The organism is Terasakiella sp., from assembly GCF_048267425.1.
Taxonomy (GTDB): Bacteria; Pseudomonadota; Alphaproteobacteria; order Rhodospirillales; family Terasakiellaceae; genus Terasakiella.
Genome location: NZ_JBLWXN010000004.1, coordinates 252935 through 277963 on the forward strand (window position 1 = coordinate 252935; position 25029 = coordinate 277963).

Genomic DNA, 25029 nt, shown 5'->3' on the forward strand with positions numbered 1-25029 from the left:
ACTCCTTAGCTCAGTTCTTGTTTCTTTAATACGATTTGCGAGATGGGAACAAGGCTAAACCCCTTGCTTTGTGCCAAGGGGAGCCATTCTTTTAAGGCGGCAATTGTGCCGTCGCGCGGATGCCCGATACCGACGGCAAAGCCTGTTTTTCGTGAAACTCTTTCTAATAAGCTTAATTGTTTGAGCACGGCTGTTTTGTCGTTTACGTTATCCAGAAAGACATTGCGTTCTGCAAAAGGAACCCCTTCCTGCGCGGCCATTTCACCGCCAACAGATTTTGCGTTGGTACGGGAATCTAAAAATAACATTTCGCGATTACGCAATTCCGCCATGAGGGCGCTCATTACTGTCTTATCAGTTGTTGCGCGACTGCCCATATGGTTGTTAACACCGACATAGCCGCCAAAACGTTCCAAATTCCAATGAATACGGTCTTGCAGGTCTTCATGGGCAAGATGGGTGTTTAAATGGTTCGGGCCTGCATCCAATTTTTCATTCAAAGGTTCCATTGGAAGGTGAACTAAAAGTTCGTGTCCGTTGTTGCGCGCTGTTGCGGTTTGTTTATCCAGACTTTTGGCATAAGGGATAAAAGCCATCGTCAATGGGGCGGGTAAAGCGAGTGTGCGCGCTGTGCGTTTACGGTCCAATCCCAAATCGTCAATAACAACGGCGATCATGGGTTTATTGGTCGGCACATCCATTTTTAAAGCATATTGCATCCAACGCGGTTGTAAGTGTTGCGGGGCAACGATGACGGGGGCGCGTTCTGTATTTGGAACAATTGCAGGCGTATACACGTCCTGAGGCAAAGCTTCTTCATAAACAGCGGCAGGCGGCTGGGGTTTTGCCGTCATATCGACACTGTTGATGCGCGGCTTTACTTCGGAAGGGATCTGTTTTCTTAAGGGTCGTTTGGGGGGTAACTCACGCACATGGGGGTCGATCTCGGCTTCCTTTGCGGCCAGAATAAGCGGCGCATCAGGCAGACGGATCATTTCAGGGGCTTGGGCATGTTCTTTATACCACGCTTGGCCTTGTGCCTTTTGTTGCGGATCATGGTTGAAGATCCGATCTTTAAAATAGACGGCGCCATAAACCAAGGGTCCGCCAATCAGCAATGCGCCGATCAGCGGTCCCAGATTTCTTTTTTTCTTTTTTTTATTCTTCGGTTTCGGCGCAGCCACAGCTGTCTTCCTTTAAAAAACTGTTTAGGATCGGGCAATCAGGGCGATCATCCCCGTGGCAACAGTCCACCAGATTTTTTAGGGTTTCGCGTATGCCTTCCAGCTCTTTGATGCGGCTTTCGACTTCTTCAATATGACGTTTGGCAAGTTCGCGCACATCGCGAGATGCACGGTTTTTATCTTGCCAAAGCTCCAGAAGGCTACCGACATCTTTCAACGGAAATCCCATTTTGCGGGCACTTTGGATAAAGCGGAGGATTTCGACATCGCGTTCGCAATAATCGCGATAGCCGTTATCAGCGCGTGCCGGTTCGGGCATCAGATCGATGCTTTCATAATAACGAATGGTCTTGGCGCTGACGCCGGTTAATTTGGAGACCTTACTTATATTCATGGCTTCCACCGTTTCAATAACAAGGAGTTGGTGACCACACTTACACTACTGAGCGCCATTGCACCACCGGCAATTACCGGATTAAGCAAACCGAGCGCCGCAGCTGGTAAGGCAACGACATTGTAGAAAAAGGCCCAGAACAGGTTCTGACGTATTTTGTTGTAGGTTGCATTTGAAATATCAATGGCTTGTGCCACCAATGCAGGGTCGGCACGCATCAACGTTATGCCTGCACTGTGAATGGCAACGTCCGATCCGGTGCCCATCGCAAAGCTGACATCGGCAGCAGCCAAGGCGGGGGCATCGTTTACGCCATCACCGACCATTGCAACCGTGGCGCCCTTTGCCTTCAATTGATTGACCTGATCAGCTTTATCCGCAGGCAGAACTTCGGCAATAACGGTTTCGATGCCAACTTGTTGAGCAACGCTTTGCGCCGTTTTTTTATTGTCCCCACTAAGGAGTACTGGCGTAATTCCTTTTTCTTTCAAGGTGGCAATGGCTTGTTTGGCACTGGCTTTGATTTTATCGCCAATGGCAAAAATACCGAGGACGCTTTCATCATTTTCCAACCAAACAACCGTGTGGCCGCATTCTTCCCATTTTTGGGCCTGACTTTCAAAGGGGGCAAGCGCGTTTTGCATATGTTTGCGATTGCCCAAGCGATAGACAACATTGTCGATTTGTCCGCTGATCCCCTGCCCTGTGGTCGCCTGAAAATCTTGAACTTCTGATAATTTCGTATCGGTGATAAAGGCTTTTGCCAAGGGGTGTTCACTGCCTTGTTGCAAGCTGGCAGCGATAAAAAGAAAATCACCGCTTTGGTCAATCAGTTCGGGTTTGCCTTCGGTCAACGTTCCTGTTTTGTCGAAAATAACAGTGTCGATCTTGTGGGCAAGTTCCAGTGATTGCGCATCCTTAATCAAAATGCCATGACGTGCACCGACCCCGGTCCCGGACATGATCGCAGTGGGCGTGGCCAAGCCAAGGGCGCAAGGGCATGCGATAACAAGCACTGTTACGGCGTTAATGATGGCAATATCGCTGCTGACCCCATAAATCAGCCAGCCAACCAAGGTAAACGCGGCGATAATACAGACAATGGGGACGAAAATGGCGGCAATACGGTCTGCGAGTTTCTGCACAGGGGCTTTACTGGCTTGGGCGCCTTGGATCATCTCGATAATCTTGGATAGCACGGTTTCTTTGCCGATTGCAGTCGTTTCAATGACCAGCAATCCGGATCCGTTAATCGCCCCGCCTGTAACCTCCTCATCCACAGTTTTTGTGACGGGCATACTTTCCCCGGTGAGCATGGATTCATCCAGTTCACTGCGGCCTTTGATAATCTTTCCATCGACCGGGATGTTTTCACCGGGTTTGACAATGATAATGTCGCCAAGGCGAATGTCGCTGACAGAAACGGTCTTTTCCATATCACCTTCTTGTCTGCGGGCTGTTTCCGGGCGCAAATGCATCAAGGCACGAATGGCCTGTGTAACCCCGTGCTTGGCACGGTTTTCCAACCATTTTCCCAACAGGATTAAGCTGGTCACTGCTGCCGCCGCTTCGAAATACAGGGCTTGATGATTGCCGGATGGGGCAAATAACTCATAGAGACTGAGGCCAAAGGCCGCTGTTGTCCCAAGGGAAACAAGCAAATCCATATTTCCCGTCAATCCTTTGAGCGCCGCCCAGGCAGAACCATAAAAGCGATAAACGGCAACCAGTTGAACCGGGGTTGCGAGTAAAAGCTGAACATAACCGTTTAAATGCCAAGTGATCCCAAAGGGCATCAAGATCATCGGAGCAACCAAGGGAATGGTTAAGAGCAAGCAGAAGGTTAAAATCCCTTTTTCGCGATTATCGGGCTTTTCTTCCGGCTCAATCGTATCGTCACGTATTTCAGTGGCACCAAATCCGGCTTTTTCGACCCTGGTAATCAAATCACCAACGGATACGCCGTCATCGCTTACGTTGATATGAGCCTGTTCTATGGCGAGATTAACCGTTGCCTCTTTGACTCCGGTCATGCGGTTGAGAACTTTCTCAATGCGGCTGGAGCAAGACGCGCACGTCATTCCGGTGATGTTCAGTTTATACTCTGTCATGGCTTTACCTTCCATCTAACTGTAATGTTATATGGTCTTTCCAGTAAGGGCAAGGTCAAGGGATAAATTATTCGAATTTGACGACATTTTATGGCTATATTCACCTTGACCTTACGGCAGTCTGCTTGCATTCTGCGTCCATAAAGAATTTTGTTTGGGGTATATGCTTTGTGTGACACCTGAACTTTTACATGTAAGTTGCTGATATGTTTCTGTTAATTGATAATTATGATAGCTTCACCTATAACCTCGTTCACTATTTTGGGGAACTGGGGGCGGAGATGGTCGTGCGGCGAAATGACGTGCTCAGTGCGGATGAGGCGATGGCCTTGAATCCGCAAGGGATCATTTTGTCCCCCGGCCCTTGTGACCCGGATCAGGCTGGTATTTGCCTGGAATTGATTGAAAAAGCATCTGGCAAGTTGCCGATTTTCGGGGTTTGTCTGGGGCATCAATCCATTGGTCAGGCTTTTGGGGCAAAGATTGTGCGTGCCCCTGAACCCATGCATGGAAAAATCAGCCCGATCCACCATGAAGGCAAAGGTGTTTTTGCTAATATTCCTTCGCCGCTGGCTGTAACGCGCTATCACTCTTTGACGATTGACCCGGCAAGTATGCCCGATTGTCTGGAAGTCACGTCACAAACGGACGATGGCGTGATTATGGGGGTGCAACATAAAGAATTGCCCATTCATGGTGTGCAGTTCCACCCTGAAAGCATTGCTTCTGAACATGGGCATCAGCTTTTGAAAAACTTTTTAGAACTCGCAGAAAAACAGGGATGAGCCAGATGAGTGACGCGATGAAACCCCTTATTGCCAAGGTTGCCGATGGCTTGTCCTTGACGCAGGAAGAAGCCAAAGCCGCCTTTGATATTATTATGACAGGTGAAGCAAGCGCGGCACAAATTGGCGGTTTTTTGATGGCGTTACGTGTGCGTGGTGAAACTGTAGATGAAATCACAGGCGCTGTGACGACCATGCGCGAACAAATGCGCCCGATCAAGGCACCGGCCGATGCGATTGATATTGTTGGTACAGGCGGGGATGCCAAAGGAACGCTGAACATTTCAACAGCAACGGCTTTTGTGGTGGCTGGTTGTGGTGTGGCGGTTGCAAAACACGGTAACAAGGCTTTGTCTTCAAAATCCGGGGCCGCAGATGTTCTCTCCAGTCTTGGATTGAATATGGAAGCCCCTGTACCCATAGTGGAAAAAGCCATTGCCGAAGTCGGGATCGGTTTTTTAATGGCCCCGCTTTATCATACAGCCATGCGTTTTGTCGGTCCGCACCGGGTGGAGCTTGGCACGCGTACGATTTTCAACCTTGTCGGGCCGTTGTCTAATCCGGCAGGTGTGAAACGCCAAATGACCGGGGTTTTTGATAAACGCTGGGTGCGCCCAATGGCAGAGGTGCTGGGGCGTTTGGGCAGCGAGAAAGTCTGGATCGTGCATGGCAGTGACGGCATGGATGAAATCACAACAACGGGTCCGTCTTATGTGGCGGAGTTTGCAAACGGTCAAGTCCGTGAATTTGAAATTAATCCAAGCGATTTTGGTTTGTCACTGGTCAGTGAAGAAGACCTTAAAGGCGGTGACGCGGCCCATAATGCGGCAGCGATCCATCGTTTGTTTGACGGTGAAACCGGCCCCTATCGCGATGTTGTATTGTTAAATGCTGCTGCCTCTTTGATGGTGGCAGATAAAGTCACAAGTCTGACGGATGGTATGGCAATGGCTGCGGATTCAATTGATCAAGGCAAGGCAAAAGCAGCCTTGGCGAATTTGGTCAAGGCCACAAACGGAGAATAAGTCAGTGAGTGATATTCTGGCAAAAATTTGTGCTGATAAGCGGGACTACGTTGAACATTGTAAAAAACGCAAAAGCCTGAACATTTTGGAAGTTGCCGCCAAGCAAGCCTCACGACCACGCGGGTTTATCAGTGCGCTGAAAACACGGGTGCGGGCAAAACAATATGGGTTGATTGCGGAAATCAAGAAAGCATCCCCGTCCAAAGGGTTGATCCGTCCGGATTTTGATCCGGTTGAAATTGCCAAAGCCTATGAAGCAGGCGGCGCAGCCTGTATGTCTGTTTTAACGGATGTTCCCTATTTCCAAGGGGCTGACGAATATCTGGTTGTAGCGCGCAATGCTGTATCCCTGCCGGTTTTACGCAAAGACTTTATGATTGATACCTATCAGGTCACGGAAGCCCGTGCCTTGGGTGCCGATTGTATTTTGCTGATTATGGCGGCGTTGTCAGATGATCTGGCAGCGGAGTTGGAAGAAAAAGCCTTGTCTTATGGGATGGATTGTCTGATTGAAGTGCACGATGAAGAAGAAATGAAACGTGCCTTGAAATTGAAATCCAAATTAATCGGCGTGAATAACCGGAACCTGAAGACGATGGAAATTAGCCTGACGACAACGGAACGTCTGGCTCCGATGGCACCAAAAGATAGACTTCTGGTTTGTGAAAGCGGGATTTTTAACCCGGAAGATCTGGCCCGCATGTCCAAAGTCAATGCCAACTGTTTCCTTGTTGGGGAATCTTTGATGCGACAGGATGATGTGGAAGCCGCGACACAAGCACTTTTGGCCCGCTGAGAATTAACCACGCGATTTTAAGAGGAACATATGGGCGATCAGTTCACGCATTTCGATCAGGACGGGAACGCCGTGATGGTCGATGTCTCGGAAAAAGACATTACCGAACGCAGTGCAACCGCAAAAGGCAGTGTTATTATGCAGCCTGAAACGCTGGCACGCATTATGGATGGCACCATGAAGAAAGGTGATGTCCTTAGTGTTGCGCAATTAGCAGGCATTATGGGGGCGAAAAAAACGCCTGACTTAATCCCGTTATGTCACCCGCTGGCGTTGACGTCTGTAAAAGTGGAACTGATCTGCGTGCCCGAACGTAATGCCGTGGATGTAGAGGCAACCTGCAAGCTCAAGGGTCGTACCGGGGTCGAAATGGAAGCTTTAACAGCGGTCTCCGTTGCCTGTCTCACCGTTTATGACATGTGTAAGGCCGTTGATAAGGGAATGACGATCACGGATGTGCGTCTTACCTATAAGGAAGGCGGCAAATCAGGAAAGTTCGTCGCACAATGAGTTTAATCCCCTTAAACGATGCCTTTGCCAAAGTTGAAGAAGGTATTCGCACCCTGCCTGCTGAAATGGTTTCTGTTGCCGATGCCTTGGGCCGTGTGGTGGCCGAAGATGTGGCTGCACGCTTAACCCAGCCCCCTGCACCGGTTTCTGCAATGGATGGCTATGCGGTGGTTTCATCTGATATCCCTGTACATCCTGTAAGCCTTAAACGTATTGGAGAATCACAAGCCGGTGGGCCGTTTATGGGTACGGTACAAGCTGGGCAATGTGTCCGTATCTTCACAGGTGCGCCCTTACCGGCGGGTACGGATGCGGTCATCATGCAGGAAGATACCGAGGTCGATGGCGATCTGATTACCTTTAAGGAAGTCGCGTTTGAAGGTAAGTTCGTGCGCCGTGCCGGGCTGGATTTTTCCAAAGGTGATATCCTGATCAAGAAAGGCCAAATTTTATCGGCGCGTGATATCGGTTTGCTGTGTGCGATGAATGTGCCTTGGGTTCATGTCTATCGCAAACCGCGTGTGGCGATTTTGGCGACGGGTGATGAACTGGTTATGCCCGGTGAAGCGTTGCGCGATAGTCAAATTATTTCATCAAATTCCCTGATGATTGGGGCAATGGTAACCGCGATGGGCGGTGAAGCCATCAATCTGGGAATTGCGGGGGATAGCGAAAGTTCCCTGCGATCTATGCTGGCAGGTGTGGATGGAGCGGATTTGTTGGTGACGTCCGGCGGTGTCTCGGTTGGTGAATATGATCTGGTTCGCAATGTCTTGGGTGAAGAAGGTCTGGATATTGATGTTTACCGGATTGCTATTAAGCCCGGTAAGCCGTTTATGTTTGGCCGTATAAAAGATAAACCCGCGATGGGACTGCCGGGTAACCCGGTATCGGCTTATGTGACGGCCTTCATTTTCCTGCGTGCCGCTTTAAAGAAAATGCAAGGCTTGCCGTTTGAACAGGATAAACCTATTCGGGCCGTTTTGGGTGGCGCTGTGAAAGCCAATGGGGCGCGGCAAGAATTTATGCGCGCGGTCTTTTCTCATAACGAAAACGGGCAACTGGTCGCAACACCTTACGATAAGCAAGACAGTGCGATGCTGGCGAACCTTGCCCATTGCGAAGGTTTCATTCTTCGCCCGGTTAACGCCCCAGCCTTGGATAAAGGTGATGAGACAAACGTGATTTACGTTCGGGACACCTTGCTTTCTGTTTGATGCCTGTTCTGTAAGAACCTGTTTTGTTCTTGACCTGTTTTAGGAACTAAAGTAGAACATATGATGTGTTTTACTTTTGTTCCACTTCGGGAGGGTGAACAACTATGTTGACGAAAAAACAATACGACCTGCTTTTGTTCCTTGAAAAACGCCTTAAGGATACAGGTGTTTCCCCCTCTTATGATGAAATGAAAGAAGCATTGGACCTGAAGTCCAAATCAGGCATTCACCGTTTGATTACCGGATTGGAAGAACGGGGCTTTATCCGCCGTCTTCCTCACCGTGCCCGCGCGGTTGAGGTTTTACGTGTCCCTGAAAATCAGGATCAGCTTGAGGGACCTTTGCGTTCTGATAGCTCCAAAGTCCATGATTTACAGGAAGCGCGCAATCAAGTGGGTGGCCTTGACGGTAATAAACGTGCAAATACGGATATTTTACCGGACTCCGAAGCTGTGCAGCTTGCCCTTGTTGGTAAAATCGCTGCCGGTACACCGATTGCCGCCTTGCAAGATGATAGCAATCATGTGGATGTTCCCGCCAGTCTGTTGGGACTGGGGAACCACTATGCGTTGGAAGTCGAAGGCGATTCCATGATTGAAGCGGGTATTAATGATGGAGATACGGTGATCATTCAACGCTGTAATACCGCGGAAAATGGCGCGATTATCGTTGCGCTGGTCGATCAGGAAGAAGCGACTTTGAAGAAATTGCGCCGCAAAGGGGGCTCAATTGCGCTGGAACCGGCGAACCCGGCCTATGAAACCCGCATTTTGCCGCCGGACCGTGTGAAAATACAGGGACGTCTTGTTGGTTTGATCCGCAAATATTAGGCCTCTGTTCGGTTAATCGGTTCCATAAATGGTCCAAGGGCGTTGCCCTCTGACATTGCGGGTGGTTTCAAGTTCAATCTTACCCGTTGTGCCAATATAGATGGCATGCGCACCGTGTTGTTTCAGGCTGTGCTGATCAATAATCAATTGGGGTTCTGTACAAACCGCAGGGCTATGTTGTGGCGTAATTAAGATATCAGCGCGTTGGCAATCTTCACCCAAGGCCATAGATTGACGGTTAAAAATAATTTGATAGCCATTTCGATCTCGAAACAGGCAGCCTTGACGGTCACAGGCCAGTTGTTGTTCGAATGAATTGAGCTGATTTTCATCCTTCCCCCAACGCCGCAACCAGTTTTCGCGCGTATAAGCAGCGCGTCGTAATTGCGAGACAACGACTTCCCCGCTTTCTGTTTGAATGGCAGAAACCCGACCATCCCCGCTGATTAAGATATCGGGTTGTTTGTTGTTATAAGTGACGATAAACGCGATTGAGCTTGCAATAGCACATGCAGGAAAACGGATTTTCGATTTTAATAAACAAAGGCATAAACCCGCAAGCGTCAGCAAAATCAGGGAAAGGTCATTGAGTGCAGATATGTTGATTTGCGCAAAAGGTAACCCAGCTGTTTCATTGGCAACCCACAACAAAGCAGAAATACCGTTCCCCATGATCCAGAGGGGGAAAGCCTCCAGATGGAAAGGCATCAGGATGAGTGCCGCCAATCCAAACGGCATGATCAAAAATACGGTTAGCGGTATCGCCAACAGATTTGCCCCAATCCCCCATAGCGCCACACGATTGAAATGGTAGGCGGCAAAAGGTGTTGTTGCGCAAGTGGCGATCAGGCTGGACGAAAAAATATCACCAATATAGCTGATTATTTTCGGGCGACTGGGGCTGGGTTTGCGATGTTCGTAAAAAGCAATTAAGGCGGTTACGGCAGCAAATGAAAGTTGGAAACTTGCACCCATCAGGCTTTCTGGGAACAAAATCAAAATGAAAATGGCCGCCCAAGCGACGCTACGCAGGGAAATGGCTTTTCGATCCAGTAAAACGCCCACCAACACAATGGTGCTCATAATAAAGGCGCGTATGGTGGGCACACTTGCCCCGGTTAAAAGGGTAAAGAACAAGGTTGCCGCAATGGCAAAGACAGCTGCCCATTTTTTAGTGGGGTGTCGCAAGGCCAAAGACGGAATAAGGCTCAATAAAAAACGGATACAAAAGAAAAACAAGGCGCAGACCAGCCCAATGTGTAGGCCTGAAATGGCAAGAAGATGGGCCAGTCCGGCTTTGCGAACATTTTCCATTGTCTCTTCGTTGATCAATCCCTTGCTTCCGGTCAGGAAAGTGGTAGCGAGACTTAAGATATCCTTGTCTTTAGGTTTATGGAAAAAATCTGTTAAGCGATTTTGTACAGATTGCCTCAGTTCTGCAAAAAAATCATACTGTCCAACTTCTGTATTTTTTAAAATTTCAAGATCGCCGTAGATAAAACCGATGGCACCGATGCCTTTAAAATAGGCGTATCGCTGAAAATCAAAGGCGTGCGGGCTGACAGGCTGTGGAAGTGGCTTCAAGACCGCGCGAGTCTTGATCCATTGGCCTGTTTTTAAGTTGGAAGTGGGGCTGTTTACATGTAATCGCACGCGACTGGGAATATGATCGGCACGTAAACGACTGATTTGCAAGTTATCAAGGACCAGTTTTATTCCCTTTTCTTCGGGGATGATTTTAGCGATTCGTCCTTGAATTTGTGTGGCGCCAACACTGTATGGCAGTACTTTGGTATCAACGGAGAGTGTTCTCAATTGTGCTGATGAAAAACCGACGAATATTATAGTCAGTGACAAAGTACTTAAGAATACAATGTAATAATCACGTAAATAATACGTGGTCAGACCACTTATAAATAGGCAAGTTAACCCTATCCAAGTAGGGAGTTCTGTGGTGATACCAAAATAAAAAGCAATTCCAACGGCAAGTAGAACCGGAATCCACAAGAAAAAATGATCTTTTTCTTGAGTTAAAAAGAGCTTAAAAGGCTTTGAAAAATAAAGCTTTTGATGTTTGTGTCGGATTTTTGACAGTATTTTTTCAAAAGCAACTAATGCACATCTCATTTTTATATGGTACACAACCGCCAACTAAAGAAACAACAAAGATTTTGGCTACATGACTGTCGTAACACGATTTGCTCCTTCTCCGACCGGCTACCTCCACATTGGTGGGGCGCGTACGGCTCTTTTCAACTGGCTATTCGCCCGTCATCATAACGGAAAATTCCTTCTGCGTATCGAAGATACTGACCGTGAACGTTCAACGGACGATGCCGTGGATAAAATTTTTGACGGCTTGAACTGGCTTGGTCTTGATTGGGATGGCGATGTCGTTTCTCAATTTGAACGCCGGGATCGTCATGCAGAGGTTGCGCAGCAACTTCTTGCGGAAGGCAAAGCGTACTATTGTTATTGCACACCGGATGAATTGACCGAGATGCGCGAAAAAGCCCGCGCAGAAGGCCGCACGGTGGCTTATGATCGTCGTTGGCGTGATTCTGATGCGACCCCGCCGGAAGGTATTAAACCGGTTGTTCGTCTGAAAGCCCCGCTGGAAGGTGAAACAACCGTTGTTGATGCCGTACAGGGTGAAGTGAAAGTCGCAAATGACAAGATCGATGATATGATCCTGTTACGTGGTGATGGTACACCGACTTATATGTTGGCTGTGGTTGTCGATGATCACGATATGGGGGTTACCCATGCTATTCGTGGTGACGACCATTTAACCAATACCTTCCGACAAAAAGTAATTTATGATGCAATGGGCTGGGAAACACCGACTTTTGCGCATATTCCACTGATCCACGGTTCTGATGGAAAAAAACTGTCCAAGCGTCATGGGGCTTTGGCCGCATCCAGTTACCGCGATGATGGTTTCCTGCCCGAAGCCATGTGCAATTATCTGCTGCGTCTGGGCTGGGGGCATGGCGATGATGAATTTATACCGCGTGAAAAAGCGATTGAATGGTTCGATCTGGACGGCATCGGGAAATCCCCTGCCCGTTTTGACACCGTCAAGCTGACCGCGTTGAATTTTGAATATATGCGTCAGGCCGATGATGCCCGTTTGACAGAACTTGTCTTGCCCTTGATTGAAAACAATCTGGGGGATGAGTTTAATAAAGACGGGGCCGCTTGGCTTCAGGCCGGTATGCCCGGCTTAAAAGAACGTGCCAAAACTTTGTTGGAACTGGCAGACAGCAGCGCGTTTTATCTGCGCAGCCTGCCGTTCACATATGATGACAAAGCTTTGAAACTTATCAATAAAGGCAACGCAAAAGAGCTGCTAGAGCAGTTTGTTGCGGGCCTTGAAACTGTGTCTGAATGGACGCAGGAAAACCTTGAAAATGCGGCTAAAGCCTTGGCAGAAAGTCAAGAAGTCGGTCTTGGCAAAATTGCCCAGCCAATCCGCGTTGCCTTGACGGGATCCACCGTTTCGCCTTCCGTTTTCGAAGTTATGGCCGTTTTAGGCCGTGATGAAACCGTGAAGCGATTAACGTGTGAGCCTGCCAATCAAGGAGAATAATTGTTTTTTTGACTAACAAGCAGTAAAGTCTGCACCAATATTATGTTAAGTCAGTTCACCTTGTCTTGGACAATTAGGTCCGAGCAACATTTATAAGGGGATGTCTCTAATGAGTTCTAAGAAGTCCTTTACTCTTACAGATAATCAGTCTGGGAAAAGTTACGAATTGCCGGTTATGGATGCGTCCGTTGGGCCGAGCGTTGTTGACGTTCGCAAGTTCTACGCAGATACCGACCATTTCACATATGACCCGGGTTTTACCTCCACAGGTTCCTGTGAGTCTAAAATCTCTTTCATCGACGGTGACAAAGGTATTTTGCAACACCGTGGTTACTCTATCGAAGACCTGGCTGAAAACTGTGACTTCATGGAAGTTGCTTATTTGCTGTTGAAAGGCGAATTGCCCAACATCGACGAAAAAGCCAAATTTGAAACCGACATCACCATGCACACAATGGTGCATGAGCAACTGCACAAATTCTATGACGGTTTCCGTCGCGATGCCCACCCGATGGCGATTATGGTCGGTGTTGTTGGCGCGTTGTCGGCCTTTTATCACGACTCACTGGATATCAACGATCCGCACCAGCGTATGGTTGCCTCTTATCGTTTGATTGCCAAAATGCCGACAATTGCGGCATGGGCTTACAAATATTCTGTAGGTCAACCCTTCATGTACCCGCGCAATGATATGCGTTATGCAGAAGACTTCCTGCATATGATGTTTGCTGTACCGTGCGAAGATTACAAAGTGAATCCGGTACTGGCAAAAGCGATGGACCGTATCTTGATCTTGCATGCTGATCACGAACAAAATGCGTCTACATCAACTGTTCGCTTGGCGGGATCTTCCGGTGCAAATCCGTTTGCTTGTATCGCTGCGGGTATCGCGTCCCTGTGGGGGCCGGCACACGGTGGTGCGAACGAAGCTGTTCTCAATATGTTGACAGAAATCGGTACGCCGGATCGTGTTGGTGAATTCGTTGCGAAAGCGAAAGATAAGAACGATCCGTTCCGTCTGATGGGCTTTGGTCACCGCGTTTACAAAAACTTTGACCCGCGCGCGAAAATCATGGCGAAAACCTGCCATGAAGTTCTCGGCGAGTTGGGCATCAAGGATGAGCCGCTGTTGGAGATTGCCATGCAGCTTGAAAAGATTGCTTTGGAAGACGATTACTTCATCGAGAAGAAACTCTACCCGAACGTTGATTTCTATTCCGGCATCATCTTGAAAGCGATGGGTATTCCGACATCTATGTTCACTGTCTTGTTTGCACTGGCCCGTACAACCGGCTGGATTGCACAGTGGAACGAAATGATCGAAGATCCGTCTCAGCGTATCGGTCGTCCGCGTCAGCTTTACACAGGTGAAGTGGACCGCGATTTCGTACCGTTGCACCAACGCTAAAATACGAACAAGCTTTCTGTTCTGAAAAAAAGCCGCTCGAACATTCGGGCGGTTTTTTGTTTTACAGGATTAACGACAAACCGACACTCCACATCATAACTCCCGTGACCGCGTCGATGACTTTCCATGTGATCGGGCGTTGCAGATGAGGCGATGCCCATGCCGCCCCAAGGGAGATCAGGGAAAACCAGAGAATGCTTGCACAGGCAGCTCCAAAACCGAAATAGAGGCGATCTTGTGTGTCGTATTGTGCTGAAATTCCGCCCAAGAGCACGACAGTGTCCAAATAGACATGCGGATTAAGCAGGGTGACGGCGATGGTATAGAAGAAGATCTCGCGGCGTGATTTCCCGTGTGACTTGTCTTGTTTAAGCTTGTGGTCACGGAAAAGGCTTTTGAAACTTTGGAAGCCGTACCACCCCAGAAAAAGTGCCCCACCCCACGCCATGATATCTGTCCAGACGGGGCTTGCCGATATTAAGGCACCTAAGCCGGCAACACCGGCGGAAATCAAAAGAATATCGCAGATTGCGCAGATAGCCGCGACCATAATATGATATTGGCGGCGTAAGCCTTGGCCCAGCACAAAGGCATTTTGTGCCCCGATTGCAATAATTAACCCCGCACCGATCGCCACCCCGGAAACAAAAGCTGAAATCATACTTAACCCTTTGGTTTACTTAATTTGTAGATAGATTTTTAACCAATTGGTCCTATAAATAGAAGTGAATAGTGCTTAATGTCGATAAGATGAGCTTATTAAATGCTGGATTATAAATTGGTTGAGGCCGTCTCTGCGGTCATTCGTTTGGGCTCTTTTGAAAAGGCCGCTCAGGAATTGGGGATGACGCAATCGGCTGTCTCTCAACGCATAAAGCTGTTGGAGGAACGGATTGCGCAACCGCTTGTCGTGCGTTCTAAACCGATTAAGGCAACGGATGCAGGTTTACGCTTGTATCGCCATTTTCAGCATGTCAACTTATTGGAACAGGAAATTCTGACAGACCTGCCTGACAGTCTGGAAAACACCCATTTCAGAGGGGTTTCTTTAGCGGTTAACGCCGATAGTCTTGCAACATGGTTTGTCCGGGTCGCCGAAGTTTTATTCTTGGATTATAATCTACTTGTAGATCTGTCTGTTGCCGATGAGACAAATACATTGGACCTCTTAAAACAAGGGACGGTCATGGCATCGGTCAGTACGCAGGATAAACGTATTCAAGGCTGTAAGGTCAAGGCGTTGGGCGCGATGCGATATGTTCCTGTTGCCCGACTGGATTTTATCCAGCGTTATTTCCCGGATGGGGTAACGCCAAGTGCCCTTCGAAAAGCCCCTGCGGTGATTTTTGGGCGTGATGATGATTTGCATCAACGATTTCTGAAAAAGAACTACCGTATTGCAGCCGGGGAATTTCCAACGCATGTCGTTCCGTCATCGGAAGGATTTGTTAATGTAACCCGTACGGGTATGGCTTATGCTTTGGTGCCCGAAAATCAGGTAAAACCTTATCTGGAAAGTGGCGAATTGATTAAAATTTGTGACAAACTGGAAATGCGCCCTTTGTATCTGCATTATCACAATATTGATAGCCAGATGTTAAAAGCGGTGGTGAATGTTACACAAGCGATTGCCATGATGGAATTGGCAAAAATTAAAGAGTAATAATTATAATATTTCAAAATTAGAAAGCTTGTATACTGATCATGGAATACTTAATAACTCTTATCAGCGACCCTATTGCTTGGACAGCCTTAGCAACACTTATTATTTTGGAAATAGTGTTGGGAATAGATAACCTTATATTTATAGCTGTTATTTCCAATAAGTTGCCAGAAGATCAACGGGATAAGGCACGAAAAATCGGCATTGGTCTTGCGTTGGTTATACGCCTTGCACTTTTAAGCCTGATTAGTGTTATCGTTACTTTAACCGACCCGATAATAAATATATTTGGTAAGGGAATTTCCTGGCGCGATCTTATTTTAATTTGCGGCGGTTTTTTTCTGGTTTGGAAAGCGACAAAAGAAATTCATCACAAAATTTCTCCTGAAGATGATGAGGAAAATATAAACGCTAAGGTTATGGAGAAAAATTTTGCCCTAGCTGTTGGTCAAATCATCCTTTTAGATTTTGTTTTTTCTATCGATAGTATCATTACGGCAGTGGGTATGACACAACATGTGCCTATTATGTTTGTAGCGGTTATTTTTGCTGTTGCTGTTATGTTATTTGCGGCGAACCCCATTTCTAGATTTATAGAATCAAACCCGACAATTGTTATGCTTGCGCTCGGTTTCTTATTATTGATAGGGACAACGCTTATTGCAGAAGGGTTTGGGGTGCATATGCCAAAAGGTTATATATATACAGCCATGGCATTTGCAGCTCTTGTGGAAGGGTTGAACATCTTATCCCGCAAATCAAAAGAACGCAAAAAACAACAAACAAGCTGATGAAAAAAACTCTCGTATGTTGAAAGGGCTTTATCCGTTTATTGTTTTGTTTCAATCAGTTCTATTTTATACCCGTCTGGGTCTTCAATGAAGGCAATGACGGTTGTTCCGTGTTTCATTGGGCCGGGTTCACGAACAATTTTTGCCCCGATTTTACGTAAATCTTCACACGTTTTATAAATATCAGGAACACCCAAAGCCATATGCCCAAAGGCATTGCCGAGATCGTAAGGTTCATTTTGGTCCCAGTTATGGGTCAGTTCAATAACTGTGTGGTCTTTTTCGTCACCGTACCCGACAAAGGCAAGTGTAAATTGCCCATCGGGGTAGTCATTTTTTCGTAAAAGCGTCATGCCGAGGATATCGGTATAAAACTGAATGGACTTGTCCAAGTCAAAAACACGAATCATCGTATGAAGAAAACGGAAATCGGACATTGATTATCTTTCCTTATTGATAATGTTCAGAACGCACTCAGCTGCCCGTTCACTGGGTTTTTGCTTATTCCCTAGTCCTAACATCTTCATTGCGCTGTCCAATTCATTTGACTGTGTCTTGCTGTTGTCGTGATTGGACAGAATGTGACTGACTTCGCGCACGATGTTATCCGGTGTGCACTCGTCTTGCAATAATTCCGGCATGACATACTTATTATGCAACAGGTTTACGATACTCGCGTATTTTACCTTAATAAGTCGTTTGGCAATAAAATGCGTGATTTTTTTCAGACGATATGTAATCACGCTGGGCGTTTTTGCAAGGGCCAGTTCCAGACTGACTGTTCCCGATGCGGCCAATGCGACATCTGCTGCTTTGAAAGCGCCAAACTTCTCGTCATTTCCTTCGACAATCAGGATGGGGATGCCCCAGTCAGCCGTGGTTTCTTTCACATAACGTGCAACGCTCGAGACTGTGGGTAATACGATACGCAAGGTCGGAAACTTTTCTTTCAATTGCTTCAAGGCAATTTTATACACAGGCAAAAGCTGACTGGTCTCACTCATGCGACTACCGGGCAAAAGACACAGGAGAGGGACGTCTTGCGGGATGCCGTGACGTTCTTTAAAGGCATTCCCATCGATACTTTCCAAGCTACTTTCAATTACACTGTGACCGACGAATGTTGTGGCGAGCCCTTCTTTTTCAAAATAAGGTGGTTCGAACGGCAGCAAGACCATTAAATGATCCAGAAACTGTGCGATTTTTTGGGCGCGTCCCGGTTTCCAGGCCCATACGGTTGGGGCAACGTAATGAACAAGCGGTATCCCCTTGCCTTTCAATTGTTTGGCAACGCGGAAGGTAAAACCCGGTGCATCAATTGTAATAAGGCAGTCTGGTTTTTGCGTTTCAACATCAAGAACAGTTTGCTTGATACGATTTAAAAGCTTGGGAATATGCGGGAGAATTTCAGTTAATCCCATGACGCTCAATTCAGCCATATCAAACAGGCTTTCCATGCCTTCGGCACACATATGTGGGCCACCAACACCGCAAAACCTCACATTTCCGCCGGTTTTATCTTTAAGGGCGCGCATGAGACGTGCCCCCAGCAAATCACCGGACGGTTCACCCGCAATGAGATAGATTAGCGGCGCTGTCATTTTTCGACACCTATAAGAAAGAGTCCCAGCTCGTCCGCTTTGGCTGTGACGCCTTGCAAATCGACAATGATGGTTGCGTTGGCTTCTACGGCGATGCCACGCAATCCGGCGCGATGGGCGTTTTCTATGGTTCTAACTCCGATCGTAGGTAAATCGGCGCGGTTTTCCTGATTGGGCTTTTTGGCTTTTATTAATACACCACCAAGGCCTTCACGCTTAAGTTCCGCACAACGCGAAAGCATGGCATCTGTTCCTTCGATGGCTTCAACCGCCAAAACAAGACCATCTTGCAAAACAACAGCTTGGCCGATATCCAAATCACCAAGGCTGTGTGCGATGGAAAACCCTTTTTGAATATCACGTTTGGCCTGGTCATCGGGTTCAGCCTGTCCAAGGACACCGACAGGCGCCAATAGGTCATCTAACAGTTCATGTGCACCAACAACGCGGAAACCTTCGATCTCTAAGGCATCAATTAGTTTACTGAGCAGGCCATCATCACCAAATGCCCCTGCCCCGGTTTTCGCAAGAAATTTCAAGGTCCATGCATCGGGACGCAAGGCGGCAATGGAAGGACGTTTGATACGTCCTGCCATAACGATATCTTTGGCACCCATTTCTTTTAAAACAGATAGTGTTTTACCAGCCGCGCCAAGGCGCACCCACGTATGGGGATAGCTTTCAACGAGTTCGGGTTCAGTTTGTCCGTTAAAAGCCACAATATGAAAAGGGCGACCTTCTTTAAGGCATTGTTGAATAATGCGTTTGGGAAGGTCGCCGCGACCGGCTAGTAATCCAAGCTTTTCCGCCATGATTATTTCGGCGTACAAACGCCCCTCGAAGAATCCTGACGGATAAATTTCACGATTTCCATAACGGGTTCGATGTCTTTGTACATGCCATAAACATCTTCAACGCGTTCTGCCATCGTTCCTTCTTGTGCAAACAGCAAACGATAAGCGGTGCGCATGGAATGGATGACTTCGCGATCAAAATTGCGGCGTTTTAAACCGACAATATTCAGCCCACCCAATCGTGCCCGATTGCCCGTGACTGAACCATAAGGAATGACATCATTTTCAACGCCTGACATACCACCGATCATGGCATGTTGGCCGATCCGGCAGAATTGGTGAACCGCTGACAGCCCCCCGATAATGGCCCAGTTTTCAATAATCACATGTCCGGCCAAAGTGGCATTATTGACCAAAATAACATGATCACCGATCTGGCAGTCATGGCCGACATGTGCCCCAACCATAATCAGGCAGTTGCTGCCGATTTTAGTCAGCATTCCGCCACCTTCGGTCCCCGGATTGATTGTTACATGTTCCCGAATGGTATTGTTATCACCAATTTCCAAACGGGATGGTTCGCCATTGTATTTCAGGTCTTGTGGGCAATGTCCGATCGAGGCGAATGGAAAAATTTTGTTGTTTTTGCCAATGGTTGTTCGACCTTCGATAACCACATGGGAAAGCAATTCAACATTTTGACCAAGTTGTACGTCCGGCCCCACAATACAGAAGGGACCAATTTTGACACCATCGGCGAGTTTTGCCTCTGGGGCGACAACGGCGCTTGGGTGGATTTCAGCCATTATTCGTTCACGATCATTGCTGTGATGGTTGCTTCGGCCATCAGGTTTCCTGCGCTATAGGCTTCGCCTTTAAATTTCCAGATATTGCCGCGCTGACGTTCTTTTTGCACTTTAATATTCAATGTATCACCCGGGCCAACGGGTTTACGGAAACGACAGCCGTCAATTGACATAAAGTAAACCAGTTTACCTTCAATGTCTTTGCCTTCTGTATGAACGACAAGCACCGCAGCGGTCTGGGCCATTGCTTCAACGATCAAAACACCGGGCATAACGGGCTTTGATGGGAAATGGCCGGGGAAAAAGGGTTCATTAATGGTGACATTTTTGATACCGGTTGCGCTTTCGCCCGAAACGATATCTTCAACCCGATCAACCAGAAGAAAAGGATAACGGTGCGGGATCATTTCCATGATACGCATGATATCGACAGATGTAACTTCTTGCTCAGACATAAGTGGTGCCCTCTTTATTTTTTACCTTTTGTCAATCGGGCAATCATTGCCTGTTGACGTAACCATTCTTTTTGCGGAATTGCAGGGAAACCACCAACGGTTTGCCCGGCTTCAATATTTCTCATAACGCCGGCACAGGCGGCAACGGTAACGCCATCGCCGATTGTCAAGTGACCACCGATCCCGGCTTTGCCTGCAATGACAACAAAATTCCCGATCTTTGTACTGCCGGATACACCGGCTTGCGACACGATAACGCATCCCATACCAAGTTGGACATTGTGACCGATTTGTACCAGATTATCAATTTGGGTCCCGGCACCAATAACGGTGTCCGGCCCGGCACCACGGTCTATTGTGCAGTTGGCCCCAATATTTACGTGGTCCTTAATGATGACACGCCCCAGTTGGGGAATGCGGACATGGCCTTGCGGTCCGCTGGCAAAGCCGAACCCATCCTGCCCGATTTGACAGCCGGGGTGAATTGTGACCGCGTTGCCAATAATCGAATGACTAATGGTGACATTGGATGAAATAATACAATCGCTGCCAATCTCAACACCGTCATGGATAGATGCGTTTGCTTTAATCCAGCTATTTGCCGCAATTTTTACGTTTTCGCCAATATAAGCCCCAGCATCAATGCGAACACTGTCCCCAATTTCTGCATTTGCGGCAACACTTGCCTGTTCAGAGATATATCCTTCAACATGAGGAGCCGGGTAAAAGGTCGATGCAATTTTTGCATACCCCATATAGGGCTCTGGTGTTATCAGGAGTGCCATCCCCACAGGGGCTTTGTCGGCAAGGTCTGGATGAACAAGGCAAAGACCAGCTTGGCTGCTGCAAAATGTTTCCAAATACTTTCTATTGTCTAAAAAAGAAAGTTGACCTGAATCAGCCTGATCCAAAGCGGCAACATCATTAATGAGCAAATTCGCATCGCCGCGTAATTCAGCAGATGCAATTTCGGCAAGATGTTGCGCCGTGAAAGGACCCTGTTTTTTAAAAAATCGGTCGTCAGCCATTGGATTACTTCGGCGACACAGTGACTTTAGGCAACTTTTTGTCAAGCGCTGCAATAACCTGATCTGTAATATCAAGCGGATCTGCAACGATCACAGTTTGATTGCGGCGCAAGACCAATGTGTATCCTTTTTCTTTGGAAATCTCGAGAACAACATCACGCAGGGCAGATTGCACCTGATTTTGTGCCTCTTGTTTTGCGTTCTGCAGACTCAGGTTTTTTTGTTGAACCTTTTTTTGTACAGCCAGTACATTTTGTTCGAACTTGCGGCGTTCTTCTTTAAAGGCTTCCGGGCTTAACAGGCTTTGCTTTTGGGCAAGTTCTTGATTTGCCTGACGAAGAGCTTCTTCTTCTTTTTGAACTTCCTGACGGTAAGTATCGCGGATTTGTTTAATCTGTGCGAGGATACCCTTGGGGGCAGCGGCTGTTCCCAGGATTTTATCAATATTTACAATGGCGATATTTAAAGGAACTTGCTGTTGCGCTTGCGCACCAGAGAAAACACCTGAAATAAGAACACAGAGAAGAGTAAGAACAGGTAATTGCCGTAGAAAAGTCATATATCAGATCCTAGAAACGGGTTCCAAAAGAGAAACGGAAAGATTCGGTTTTATCGTGGTCTTCTTTAAGGACTGGGAATGCCCAATCCAGACCAATTGGCCCCATCGGAGAGACCCAGGATATTCCGACACCAACTGAGGCACGCAAGGCATTTTTATCAATTGTGTTGGCATCTTTAGGAGTTAGTTCTGTCAATATACCATAGTCACTAAAGAGTGTGCCTGCGATTTGATATTCGCTGGGCAAGCCTAAAGGGAAACGCATTTCTGTCGTACCGTTGAACATATATTCGCCACCTAAAGAGTCTGTTGAAACTGTATCTCTCGGGCCAACACCATTATCTTCAAAGCCACGCAAGTTCTGACCGCCAAGGAAGAAACGGTCTTGCATATTAACGTCATCCCCTAATCCCAAAATATGAGCCAAGGTTGCTTTTGAACTTATGACCCATTGGTCGCCAATAGGGTAATAGTATGCCCCATTCATCTGATTTTTGAGATAATAAGTTGTCCCTCCAAGACCTGCGAATTTATTGGAAAGGGAAATCTTATATCCTTCCGTAGGGAGAATTTTACTATCACGAACGTCATAGGTCAGAGCGTGAGAAATCGAAGAGGTAATTTCATCACCTTCTTGGCTTTTGATAAGTCTAGAGGCTGAAGTTGGAACGTTTTCAACACTCGTTTGGTCCAGTCCATAGCTCCAGCTTTGGGTTAAATACTCGCCGATTGGGTATCCCGCACGAAGTGCAAAACCAACACTTGAAGAGTCATAAGAACTTTCGTCTTGGCGTTCTTCCGTAACCTTGTAAAGGTCAAATCCGGCAGCAACCTCACGGTCCAGAAAATAAGGTTCTGTAAAGCCGATGTTAAAACGTGTTTTTTCTGCGGCAACACTTGCGTTAAAGGAGAGACGTTGCCCTTTACCCAATAAATTACCTTCGGAAATTCCAAAATCGGCAAGTGGACCATCAGAACTTGAATACCCGGCGCCGATTGATAAGGAGCCTGTGGATTTTTCAGCGACGGTTACGTCAATAACAGTCTGGTCTGGCGCACTGCCGGGCGAACGAGAGACTGCAACTTTCTCAAAAAAGTTTAAGTCGTTAATGCGTTTTTCCGAGCGTTTTAATTTTGCGGTATTGAGCGCATCACCTTCGACGAGTTGGAATTCACGGCGAATAACCTCATCCAGAGTGCGGAAATTACCTTTAATATCAATTCGTTCAACGAATATGCGCGGGCCTTCCTCAACATTAAAGGTGAGGTTGATTTTTCTGTTCTCGACATCCCTGTCAATGGAAGGAGTTACACGAACGAAAGGGAAACCTTGAAAACCGATAGAATCAATTAAATCTTCAATGGAGCTATCGACTTCATCGGCATTATACCAATCACCGTTTTCCAAAGTGGGGATGTCGGCAACAGTTTTTTCATCAAAACCTTCAAGAGAGTTATTGATGTTTACCTGATCAATTTCATAGCGAATACCTTCATCAATAGTATATGTGATGAAGAATTCTTCCCGTGACGGGCTAAGTTCAGCGACGGCAGACGTAACCTTAAAATCGGCAAAGCCACGCGCAAGATAAAAACGCCGCAAAAGTTCTTTGTCGTAATTCAGGCGGTCCGGGTCATAATTATCGTCAGCGGTTAAGAAGTTATACCAACGCGTTTCTTTTGTCCGCACGACTTCGCCAAGTTTGCCATCACTATATTCATGGTTACCGACGAAGCGGATTTTTTCAATCCCTGTGGGCAAGCCTTCTTTAATCTCAAAGACAAGATCAACCCGGTTTTGGTCAAGTTGGATGACTTTCGGTTCAACTGTCGCCGCAAAGCGACCACTGCGACGATAAAGGGTGAGAATACGCTCAACATCCTGTTGAACACGCGTCCGTGTATAGACAATGCGGGGACGCAAAGTGACTTCTGTCTCTAAGGTGTCATTTTTGATTTTACGGTTGCCTTCAAAGGCAATCCGGTTAATGACGGGGTTCTCAATCAAATTGATGACAAGGTTTCCACCTTCGCGCTTGAAGGTAACATCGGCAAATAGACCTGTATTAAACAGCTTTTTTAACGAACGGTTTAACTGGCGAGAATTAAACGTATCTCCTTCCTGAAAAGTCAGATAGGTTTTAACCGTTTCCGGTTCGACACGTTGTGTACCGACGATCGTGATTTCTTCGATCAGACCTGCTGCGAGAGCTGGTGCACTTACAAGTGCTGCCGTTACACCAAATGCCAGTCCTGCACCGATTGATGCCATGCGTTGACGATATTTCACCTTTGTCCCCCGTTATTGAGTTTTTTGCTCAGGTGAAGAGCTGTTTGATAAAATCGAATACTTTCAACTGTACAAGGTCGTTCCAAGTCGCAAAGACCATTAAACCCAATACCAGAGTTAGCCCCAAACGAAAACCATATTCTTGTGCCTTTTCACTTAAAGGCTTACCGCGAATGGCTTCAAAAGCGTAAAATACCAGGTGACCACCATCAAGCATTGGAATTGGGAACAAGTTTATCAGGCCAAGGTTAACAGAAAGTACCGCCATCAAATAAATTAAATTATCAAAGCCGGATTTTGCTGCATCACCGGAAACTTGGGCAATTCGCAAAGGGCCGCCAAGGTCTTTCATGCTGCCCCCGCCACTGATTAAAGTGCCAAGATGCGAAAGAATTTGGGCTGACATGTTATAGGTTCGTTCCACCCCCATCCAGACGGCTGTAACCGGGTTGTAACGGATATATTCGGCCTGATCCGGATCTGGGCGAACACCCAGCAACCCAATAGTTTTGTCGCCGCTTTCTTTTGCTTTGGGTGTGATTGTCAGTGATAATTCTTTCCCATCCCGCAAGACGATGGCACCCAGCTGTGTTGACGGGTTTTCCATAATAATGGTGCGTAACTCATCAAAGCTATCTAATTGCTTTCCAGCCAAGCTGACGACTAAATCGCCCTTTTGGAGGCCAGCTTCTTCGGCTGCACTGCCACTGACAACTTCACCAATGCCGGCATGGAATTTTTCCGGGACACCGACGGCCATATAAAGCAAGGCAAATAAGACGGCTGCTAAAATAAAGTTTGCAATCGGGCCAGCTGCAACGATTGCAGCACGTGCGCCAAGGGATTTATAGTGGAAGGAAACGGCTTTTTCTTCGTCTGTGAAAGGACGGGTTTCGTCTTCATTCACGCCGCTGCTGGCTGCATCGCTGTCCCCGAACATTTTGACATATCCACCAAAGGGCATTGCGCAGACTTTCCAGCGTGTTTCAGCTTTATCGTTCCAGCCAAAAAGTTCTGGTCCAAAGCCGATTGAAAAGACTTCGACTTTTACACCATTGCGTCGTGCGACCCAGTAGTGACCGAGTTCGTGGAAGAAAACAAGCACACTAAGCGCGAAAATAAAGGAGACAATCGGATTGGCAAAAAGGAGATCATACATATGGGAAAAACCAATAATTTAAAAGTATGCG

24 protein-coding genes are annotated in these 25029 nt (G+C 47.2%); 10 read left to right on the forward strand and 14 right to left on the reverse strand.

The features are described 5' to 3' along the window. Positions 1 to 5: 5 nt before the first annotated feature. From ACN0VA_RS09060 to ACN0VA_RS09070, 3 genes are read right to left on the reverse strand one after another with little or no spacing between them, the layout of a single operon-like run. A complete protein-coding gene (locus ACN0VA_RS09060) occupies positions 6 to 1184 on the reverse strand; it encodes a divergent polysaccharide deacetylase family protein (RefSeq protein WP_417820828.1) in 1179 nt (392 codons plus the stop codon). Further along, on the reverse strand, positions 1159 to 1578 hold the full coding sequence (cueR, locus tag ACN0VA_RS09065; protein WP_417820829.1) for a Cu(I)-responsive transcriptional regulator: 420 nt from the start codon (positions 1576 to 1578) through the stop codon (positions 1159 to 1161). Before cueR ends, ACN0VA_RS09060 begins: the two co-directional genes overlap by 26 nt. Continuing rightward, positions 1575 to 3689, reverse strand: coding sequence for a heavy metal translocating P-type ATPase (locus tag ACN0VA_RS09070; protein WP_417820830.1), 2115 nt, complete (start codon positions 3687 to 3689; stop codon positions 1575 to 1577). The genes cueR and ACN0VA_RS09070 overlap by 4 nt, the downstream gene beginning before the upstream one ends. A 206-nt stretch (positions 3690 to 3895) precedes the next feature. Here ACN0VA_RS09070 and ACN0VA_RS09075 point away from each other — a divergent pair, with 206 nt between their 5' ends. The 6 genes from ACN0VA_RS09075 to lexA all read left to right on the forward strand — a co-directional run bounded on the left by ACN0VA_RS09075 (position 3896) and on the right by lexA (position 8852). Further along, positions 3896 to 4474: an anthranilate synthase component II gene (locus ACN0VA_RS09075; RefSeq protein ID WP_417820831.1), complete on the forward strand. Its 579-nt coding sequence runs from the start codon at positions 3896 to 3898 to the stop codon at positions 4472 to 4474. Continuing rightward, entirely contained in the window at positions 4471 to 5499 is a 1029-nt protein-coding gene (trpD, locus tag ACN0VA_RS09080; protein ID WP_417820832.1) for an anthranilate phosphoribosyltransferase, read from the forward strand. Before ACN0VA_RS09075 ends, trpD begins: the two co-directional genes overlap by 4 nt. Positions 5500 to 5503: 4 nt before the next feature. Beyond that, the gene (gene trpC / locus ACN0VA_RS09085) at positions 5504 to 6295 is read left to right on the forward strand and encodes an indole-3-glycerol phosphate synthase TrpC (protein ID WP_417820833.1); all 792 of its coding nucleotides are present in this window, start codon (positions 5504 to 5506) and stop codon (positions 6293 to 6295) included. Between the two features lie 30 nt (positions 6296 to 6325). Beyond that, the gene (gene moaC, locus ACN0VA_RS09090) at positions 6326 to 6805 is read left to right on the forward strand and encodes a cyclic pyranopterin monophosphate synthase MoaC (protein ID WP_417820834.1); all 480 of its coding nucleotides are present in this window, start codon (positions 6326 to 6328) and stop codon (positions 6803 to 6805) included. Next, entirely contained in the window at positions 6802 to 8022 is a 1221-nt protein-coding gene (gene glp, locus ACN0VA_RS09095; protein ID WP_417820835.1) for a gephyrin-like molybdotransferase Glp, read from the forward strand. The genes moaC and glp overlap by 4 nt, the downstream gene beginning before the upstream one ends. 104 nt (positions 8023 to 8126) lie before the next feature. Beyond that, the gene (gene lexA, locus ACN0VA_RS09100) at positions 8127 to 8852 is read left to right on the forward strand and encodes a transcriptional repressor LexA (RefSeq protein WP_417820836.1); all 726 of its coding nucleotides are present in this window, start codon (positions 8127 to 8129) and stop codon (positions 8850 to 8852) included. A 12-nt stretch (positions 8853 to 8864) separates the two neighbouring features. Here lexA and ACN0VA_RS09105 read toward each other — a convergent pair whose 3' ends face one another. Next, the gene (locus ACN0VA_RS09105) at positions 8865 to 10979 is read right to left on the reverse strand and encodes a ComEC/Rec2 family competence protein (protein WP_417820837.1); all 2115 of its coding nucleotides are present in this window, start codon (positions 10977 to 10979) and stop codon (positions 8865 to 8867) included. A gap of 52 nt (positions 10980 to 11031) precedes the next feature. On the opposite strand from ACN0VA_RS09105, the gene gltX reads away from it, so the two are divergent. Beyond that, entirely contained in the window at positions 11032 to 12444 is a 1413-nt protein-coding gene (gene gltX, locus ACN0VA_RS09110; RefSeq protein WP_417820838.1) for a glutamate--tRNA ligase, read from the forward strand. A gap of 109 nt (positions 12445 to 12553) precedes the next feature. Further along, positions 12554 to 13852, forward strand: coding sequence for a citrate synthase (gene gltA / locus ACN0VA_RS09115; RefSeq protein ID WP_188660177.1), 1299 nt, complete (start codon positions 12554 to 12556; stop codon positions 13850 to 13852). A gap of 61 nt (positions 13853 to 13913) precedes the next feature. Here gltA and ACN0VA_RS09120 read toward each other — a convergent pair whose 3' ends face one another. Continuing rightward, entirely contained in the window at positions 13914 to 14513 is a 600-nt protein-coding gene (locus tag ACN0VA_RS09120) for a LysE/ArgO family amino acid transporter (protein ID WP_417820839.1), read from the reverse strand. 102 nt (positions 14514 to 14615) lie between these two features. Here ACN0VA_RS09120 and ACN0VA_RS09125 point away from each other — a divergent pair, with 102 nt between their 5' ends. Further along, a complete protein-coding gene (locus tag ACN0VA_RS09125) occupies positions 14616 to 15515 on the forward strand; it encodes a LysR family transcriptional regulator ArgP (protein WP_417820840.1) in 900 nt (299 codons plus the stop codon). Positions 15516 to 15556: 41 nt separating this feature from the next. After that, complete coding sequence (locus tag ACN0VA_RS09130; protein WP_417820841.1) at positions 15557 to 16306, forward strand: TerC family protein; 750 nt, start codon at positions 15557 to 15559, stop codon at positions 16304 to 16306. Positions 16307 to 16344: 38 nt separating this feature from the next. Here ACN0VA_RS09130 and gloA read toward each other — a convergent pair whose 3' ends face one another. Genes gloA through rseP form a run of 9 tightly spaced genes read right to left on the reverse strand, consistent with a single transcriptional unit; the run spans position 16345 to position 24998 of the window. After that, positions 16345 to 16743 (reverse strand): lactoylglutathione lyase, encoded by a 399-nt coding sequence (gloA, locus tag ACN0VA_RS09135; RefSeq protein WP_188660168.1) that lies wholly within the window; start codon positions 16741 to 16743, stop codon positions 16345 to 16347. Positions 16744 to 16746: 3 nt separating this feature from the next. Next, positions 16747 to 17907, reverse strand: a complete 1161-nt coding sequence (gene lpxB, locus ACN0VA_RS09140; protein ID WP_417820842.1) for a lipid-A-disaccharide synthase — start codon at positions 17905 to 17907, stop codon at positions 16747 to 16749. Beyond that, positions 17904 to 18719 carry an LpxI family protein gene (locus ACN0VA_RS09145; RefSeq protein WP_417820843.1) on the reverse strand — a complete coding sequence of 272 codons (816 nt, stop codon included), beginning with the start codon at positions 18717 to 18719 and terminating at the stop codon, positions 17904 to 17906. Before ACN0VA_RS09145 ends, lpxB begins: the two co-directional genes overlap by 4 nt. Before the next feature lie 2 nt (positions 18720 to 18721). Then, positions 18722 to 19507: an acyl-ACP--UDP-N-acetylglucosamine O-acyltransferase gene (gene lpxA, locus ACN0VA_RS09150; protein ID WP_417820844.1), complete on the reverse strand. Its 786-nt coding sequence runs from the start codon at positions 19505 to 19507 to the stop codon at positions 18722 to 18724. Beyond that, positions 19507 to 19962: a 3-hydroxyacyl-ACP dehydratase FabZ gene (gene fabZ / locus ACN0VA_RS09155; protein WP_188660156.1), complete on the reverse strand. Its 456-nt coding sequence runs from the start codon at positions 19960 to 19962 to the stop codon at positions 19507 to 19509. The genes lpxA and fabZ overlap by 1 nt, the downstream gene beginning before the upstream one ends. A gap of 14 nt (positions 19963 to 19976) precedes the next feature. Then, positions 19977 to 20990 carry a UDP-3-O-(3-hydroxymyristoyl)glucosamine N-acyltransferase gene (lpxD, locus tag ACN0VA_RS09160; protein WP_417820845.1) on the reverse strand — a complete coding sequence of 338 codons (1014 nt, stop codon included), beginning with the start codon at positions 20988 to 20990 and terminating at the stop codon, positions 19977 to 19979. Between the two features lie 4 nt (positions 20991 to 20994). Next, positions 20995 to 21549 (reverse strand): OmpH family outer membrane protein, encoded by a 555-nt coding sequence (locus ACN0VA_RS09165; RefSeq protein ID WP_417820846.1) that lies wholly within the window; start codon positions 21547 to 21549, stop codon positions 20995 to 20997. A 10-nt stretch (positions 21550 to 21559) separates the two neighbouring features. Beyond that, entirely contained in the window at positions 21560 to 23839 is a 2280-nt protein-coding gene (gene bamA, locus ACN0VA_RS09170; protein WP_417820847.1) for an outer membrane protein assembly factor BamA, read from the reverse strand. Between the two features lie 28 nt (positions 23840 to 23867). Continuing rightward, positions 23868 to 24998, reverse strand: a complete 1131-nt coding sequence (gene rseP, locus ACN0VA_RS09175) for an RIP metalloprotease RseP (protein ID WP_417820848.1) — start codon at positions 24996 to 24998, stop codon at positions 23868 to 23870. Positions 24999 to 25029: the final 31 nt, after the last annotated feature.